6 protein-coding genes are annotated in these 5,691 nt (G+C 62.9%); all 6 read left to right on the plus strand.

Annotated features, from left to right (window positions below; all coding sequences use genetic code 11):
* The first annotated feature begins 934 nt into the window (after positions 1 to 934).
* Positions 935 to 1,288, plus strand: a complete 354-nt coding sequence (locus tag OO12_RS25030) for an ArsC family reductase (RefSeq protein WP_034161425.1) — start codon at positions 935 to 937, stop codon at positions 1,286 to 1,288.
* Positions 1,289 to 2,024: 736 nt separating this feature from the next.
* A complete protein-coding gene (locus tag OO12_RS25035) occupies positions 2,025 to 2,459 on the plus strand; it encodes a hypothetical protein (RefSeq protein ID WP_235365011.1) in 435 nt (144 codons plus the stop codon).
* A gap of 59 nt (positions 2,460 to 2,518) precedes the next feature.
* A complete protein-coding gene (gene panB / locus OO12_RS25040) occupies positions 2,519 to 3,382 on the plus strand; it encodes a 3-methyl-2-oxobutanoate hydroxymethyltransferase (RefSeq protein WP_034161426.1) in 864 nt (287 codons plus the stop codon).
* A 97-nt stretch (positions 3,383 to 3,479) separates the two neighbouring features.
* Positions 3,480 to 4,175 carry a tetratricopeptide repeat protein gene (locus OO12_RS25045; protein ID WP_034161427.1) on the plus strand — a complete coding sequence of 232 codons (696 nt, stop codon included), beginning with the start codon at positions 3,480 to 3,482 and terminating at the stop codon, positions 4,173 to 4,175.
* Positions 4,172 to 5,494, plus strand: a complete 1,323-nt coding sequence (locus OO12_RS25050; protein WP_034161428.1) for an outer membrane protein assembly factor BamB family protein — start codon at positions 4,172 to 4,174, stop codon at positions 5,492 to 5,494. The genes OO12_RS25045 and OO12_RS25050 overlap by 4 nt, the downstream gene beginning before the upstream one ends.
* An 84-nt stretch (positions 5,495 to 5,578) precedes the next feature.
* A partial coding sequence (locus tag OO12_RS27790) for a GTPase (protein WP_152616312.1) occupies positions 5,579 to 5,691 on the plus strand: 113 nt, incomplete at its 3' end.

The following is a 5,691-nucleotide window of genomic DNA, read 5'->3' on the forward strand; positions in this document are numbered from 1 at the left end:
CGGGCAGGTCATCGAAGGTGATGGCGATTTCCGCGTGCGAGCTTCGAGCGTCGGCGACCGAGGGAAGGGCGGCAGCGGCAAGGCACAGCGAGGCTAACTTCAAATTCACGGCATTCACTTGTTCTGTATTGCAGTCGGCTGATTCCGTTTCATCCAAGGCCGGCCATGTCCATCCCGAAAAAGCCGCCTCAGCAAGTATGCGGCATTTCCGGCCAATCCTCCCATATCCCCGAAAGACCGTGTACAGAAATGATCAGACGAGGAGCAAATCCACGGGCCGGGTGGTCGGAAACACCGTGGCAAGGTGATCGCCACCCCGGATCGCGACTCGCGGTGAACGACGACGCTTCTGCTATTTCCGAATCCGATTGCGCGCGCTTCAAGGGTAGGCTGTGGCGCGGCGCTGGATCGAAAGTCGAAGGGGCGGGCATATGCCTTTCGATTGTAGAGCGTGTGGCACGGGCGCATGGAGGACGACTGATCATGGGCCGGGGACCCGGCGGAAGAGGCCTTGTCGCTGAGATCATGATCGATGACGAATGAATGTGCCGCCGAAACGCGACGAGCCTCGCTTCCTCGGATTCAGTCAGGGTATTAGAGTGAGGGGCCTTCGGCCTGGTGTTCATATCCTCGATCGTCGACAGCCTGCGCCACTTTGCTACCGTCTGGGGGTGATCCCGCGTGCTCGGCCCAGCGTAGCGAGCGAAGCTGCGATCGCTGTATTGCTGCTCGGACGGCCTGCGTGGTCGAGGCGCTCCTATTACGAACCTGTCCCATATGGCTTCCTTCCATGAACGGGCGTCCGAAGTTGGGAACCGGGGCGATGGCGCCGAATGGCGGGTTGTGGGTCGAATATCTGCCTGTCAGCTTCTCACCACAAGCCTGCCCCTGTTAGGAGGCGGGCTCGCTGCAACCAAATCGAAAAGGGGACGCTATGACCATTCGTCTATATGGCATTTCGAATTGCGACACGATCAAGAAGGCGCGGACCTGGCTTGCCGATCACGGCGTCGCCTATGACTTCCATGACTATAAGAGCGCGGGGATCGATGCGGCGACCTTGCGGCGCTGGGCTGGGGTCGTTGGCTGGGAAGTGCTGCTCAACCGCGCCGGTACGACCTTTCGCGCATTGCCCGATACCGACAAGACGGGGATCGACGAAGACAAGGCCATCGCGCTGATGCTCGCCAACCCGTCGATGATCAAACGCCCGGTGCTGGCATCGGGCGATACGCTGCTGGTGGGCTTCAAGCCCGATATCTATCAGGCTGCGGGGCTTGGCGGCTGACATTGCCGCGCGGACTTCCCTTGACCGGGTTCCGCCCATCCAGCCGAAAAGACCGGGCACCGATTCAATTCCACCACGGATCGTGCAAGCGTCGCCGGTAGCGGAGGCTCTCCAGCATCCGCCCGGCTCTTTCGCATCCTGAAGATCGATGATCCCTATGCCGGTGCCGGCGCGCACCGCGTAGCGGCACTGCCTTGCCACATTCGCGAAATGCCGGCCATTTCGCCATTCGCTATCGCGGTTCTGACCCTGGTGAAACGAAAACGAAAATCGCCATTCCTGCAGGTAGGGGGAAATTGAATCGGCGCATAACGGGGAAACAGCGGGCGCGTTCTGGATCGTCACGGGCCCCCACGCTGTCCGCCATTTCCCGATTTTCCCGCAAGGACCCGGAAAACTCCCGTGCGGATCCATCAAAACTCCCGCAGCTTTTCCCGCAGACTCCCGCAGAACGCTCAAAAAACCATTCTCCCGCAGCATCTCCCGCAGCTGCGGGAAAAATGATGGCGGGAGAGGCATTTTCCTGGCCCGCCCGATCGCCCGGTCATTGCGATGCGCCCGATCATCCCGGATCGGACCCCGATTCAACGCTGCGATGGATCGTGACAGAGTGGCGGGATGGAAAACGCAGTTCAGCTTGATGCTCGGTTGAGGTCGATGGCTCAGCGAGGCGCGCGCTGGTTGCGTTTCCCTGGGGGAAGGCGCAGCTTCCCTTCGTCCGAATGGGGAGGATGACATGGCACAATCCGGTCTGGTGCCGATCTGGTTCTACGTTGTCGCGATGTTGCTCGCGCTGTGGAATGCGATCGGCTGCTATTTCTGTTTTCAGCAATTTCGTCTCGGGGCCGAGGCAATGGGGCCGGCAACCGAATATGACCGCACGCTCTATGGGCGCCTGCCCTGGTGGTATAATTATTGTTACGCGCTCGCGGTCGGTGCCGGCACGCTGGGTGCCTTGGCGCTGCTGATCAATTCGTCGCTGGCGCATCCCTTGTTCGTCATCTCGCTCGTCGCGCTCGTGCTGCAGTTCGGCTACCTGTTCGCGACGACCGATATCATCCGGCAAAAGGGCGTCGGAAAGGTCGTCCCGTTTCCGCTGGTCATCGCGGCGATCGGGGTCTTCGCCATCTGGTTCACCGCTTATGCGCAGGCGCGGCTCTGGGTGATGTGAGGGGCGCTGATATAAGGTGGGCGCTGGCATCGCCGTCGCCGATCCGCTAGTTCGCGCCGATGTCCACGACTTACACGATCGATACGTCGACCAGCCGCGCGAATCCCACGCCGGCGCCGATGAAAAGGCTGACCGTCCCGGCGATCCTCAATCGCAAGGGCAAGGAGCCGCTGGTGATGCTCACCGCCTATACGGTGCGCATGGCGCAACTGCTCGATCCGCATTGCGATATATTGCTGGTCGGCGACAGCCTGGGCCAGGTGATTTACGGCTTTCCATCGACGTTGCAGGTCACGCTCGACATGATGTGCGCGCATGGCGCGGCGGTGGTGCGTGGCAGCTATCATGCGCTGGTCGTGATCGACATGCCGTTCGGCAGCTATGAGGGCAGCCCTGAACAGGCCTTTGCCGCCGCGTCGCGGGTGATGGCGGAAACCGGTGCGGCGGCGGTCAAGATGGAGGGCGGCGAGGCGATGGCGCCGACCGTCGCGTTTCTCACCGCGCGCGGAATTCCGGTGATGGGCCATGTCGGCCTGACGCCGCAGGCCGTGAATGCGCTTGGCGGCTATGGCGCGCGGGGCCGCACCAATGCCGAACATGCCAAGATCGTCGCCGATGCGCGCGCGATCGCCAATGCCGGCGCTTTCGCGATCGTCGCGGAGGGAATCATCGAGCCATTGGCGCAGACCGTCACGGCGGAAGTGTCGTGCCCGGTGATCGGCATCGGCGCTTCGGCCGATTGCGACGGTCAGGTTCTGGTGACTGAGGACATGCTCGGCATGTTCGAACGCACGCCGCGCTTCGTGAAGAAGTTCGATGATCTGGCGGGCCGTATTTCCGCCGCGGTTGAGACCTATGCCGCTGATGTGCGGTCGCGGACCTTTCCCGGGCCGGATCAGATATATCGGCCAAAGAGCGACTAAGCGGGGGCAAAGCGGCTGAGGATTGAGACACTTCCGTTTGCGCGCCGCCGCCGCTAAGGTCCGCGCCTTCCTATCCTGACTGTATCTGGAGCCTGCCTTGGCCGTCCCGCCGAACCCCGACGAAGCATTTTTGCGTGAGGTCGATGAAGAACTCCGCCGCGATCAGCTCGCCAGTGTCTGGACGCGCTATGGCCGCTGGCTGATCCTGGCCGTGGTGGCCGCGCTCGCGCTGTTCGGTGGCTTCCTGTATTGGCAGCACCACAAGACCGAAGCGGCCGGCAAGCAGGGCGAAGAACTGCAGGCGGTGATCGATGATCTCGGCACCAAGCCGGCCGATCCCAAGGTGCTGGAGCAACTCGCCGGATCGAACATCGAGGGCTATAGCGTCACCGCCAAATTCGCTCAGGCCGATGCGCTGCTCAAGAAGAACGATCTGAAGGGCGCGGCCGCCAAGCTGGGCGAGATCGCCGCCGATACGTCGCTGGCCCCGCCGTTCCGCGACCTGGCGCTGGTCCGCCAGACATCGGCCGAATTCGATACGTTGAAACCCGACGTCATCGTCAATCGTCTGCGGCCGCTCGCGGTCAAGGGCAATCCCTGGTTCGGAAGCGCGGGCGAACTGGTCGCGGGCGCCTATCTGCGGATGAACCGACCTGATCTGGCGGGCAAATTGTTCGGCCAGATCGCCCGTGAAGAGACCGTTCCGGCCACCTTACGTCAACGCGCGGTTCAGATGGCCGGCGTATTGGGTGTGGACGCGGTCGAAACACCTGAGGAAAAGAAAGCACCATGATGACAGGGAAGAGGGTGCCGCTCGCGATCGCGGCTCTCCTGGCGCTCAGCGCCTGTGGCGTGTTCAAGGGCGGCCAGAAAAAGACTCCGGTGCTGGGGGATCGCGTGCCGATCCTGCTTGCCGAAAGCGCCAGCGAACCGGACAAGACCATCGCCGCGGTGGAGGTGCTGCTGCCGCCGGCCGAGGTCAATGAGAATTGGAGCCAGCCGGGTGGCAGCGCGTCCAAGTCGATGGGGCAAGTCGCCCTGGGCAATTCGCTGACGCGGGCATGGAGCGCCAGCATCAATGGCGGATCGAACCGCCAGCGGCTCGCCGCGCCGCCGGTTGTCGCCGGTGGCCGGGTCTATGCCATGGACGTCGACGCGACGGTCTCCGCCTTTGCCGCCGATACCGGTGCGAAGATCTGGTCGACCACCATCGCCAAGGAAAACACCAACAAGGCCGCGCGCTTTGGCGGCGGCGTCAGCTTCGAGGATGGCCGGGTCTATGCGACCGATGGCGTTGGTGACGTCGTGGCGCTGGATGCGACCAATGGCGCCGAAGTGTGGCGCGCGAAGCCGGGCGGTCCGCTGCGTGGCGCGCCGACCATCTCGAACGGCAATCTCTATGTGCTGAGCCAGGACAATCAGCTGTTCGCGGTGTCGCTCGCCGATGGCACGGTCGGCTGGACTCAGTCGGGCTCGCTCGAATCGCAGGGCGTGTTCGGCGTGGCTGCGCCCGCTGCGGCGCAGGGGTCGGTGGTTGCCGGCTTCTCGTCGGGCGAACTCAACGCCTATCGTTACGAAAATGGCCGTCCGTTGTGGCAGGATGCGCTGTCGCGTTCGGCGATTTCGACGTCAGTGTCGTCGCTGGCGGATATCGATGCGGCGCCGGTGATCGAGCAGGGCCGCGTCTATGCGGTCGGGCAGGGTGGCCGTACCGTCGCGATCGACCTCGCCACCGGCCAGCGCGTCTGGTCGCAGAATTTCGCCGGTATCTCGACGCCGTGGATCGCGGGCGAATGGCTGTTCCTGATCACTGACGATGCGCGGCTGGTCTGCCTGACGCGTTCGACCGGGCTGGTGCGCTGGATCAGTCAGCTCGAGGGCTATAAGAACGTCAAGAAGCGCAAGAGTCCGATCACCTGGTTCGGCCCGGTTCTCGCCGGCGGCCGGCTGATCCTGACCAATTCGCAAGGCGAGATCGTCTCCGCGTCGGTCAGCAATGGCGAAGTCAGCTCGACGATGAAGGTGGGTGCGGCGATCAACCTGCCGCCGATCGTCGCCAACAATACGCTCTATGTGCTTGATATGAAGGGCCGGATCACGGCCTATCGGTAATGATTTCGAGGTCCCGCCTGGTGGCGGGACCTCGATGTTGCGCACTGGAGTGACCTTTGCTGCAGAGCAGCGTAAGGCAGGCTGATGTCCAAACTTCCCACGGTCGCGATTATCGGCCGCCCCAATGTCGGCAAATCGACTTTGTTCAACCGTCTTGTCGGCAAGAAGCTTGCGCTGGTCGATGATCGGCCGGGGGT

Origin of the sequence: Sphingomonas sp. ERG5, from assembly GCF_000803065.1 — a bacterium.
Lineage (GTDB): Bacteria > Pseudomonadota > Alphaproteobacteria > Sphingomonadales > Sphingomonadaceae > Sphingomonas.

Bases quoted from the DNA above. Each gene is read 5' to 3' on its own strand.
- OO12_RS25030 (WP_034161425.1), top strand. From the start codon at position 935: ATGACCATTCGTCTATATGGCATTTCGAATTGCGACACGATCAAGAAG.
- OO12_RS25035 (WP_235365011.1), top strand. From the start codon at position 2,025: ATGGCACAATCCGGTCTGGTGCCGATCTGGTTCTACGTTGTCGCGATG.
- panB (WP_034161426.1), top strand. From the start codon at position 2,519: ATGTCCACGACTTACACGATCGATACGTCGACCAGCCGCGCGAATCCC.
- OO12_RS25050 (WP_034161428.1), top strand. From the start codon at position 4,172: ATGATGACAGGGAAGAGGGTGCCGCTCGCGATCGCGGCTCTCCTGGCG.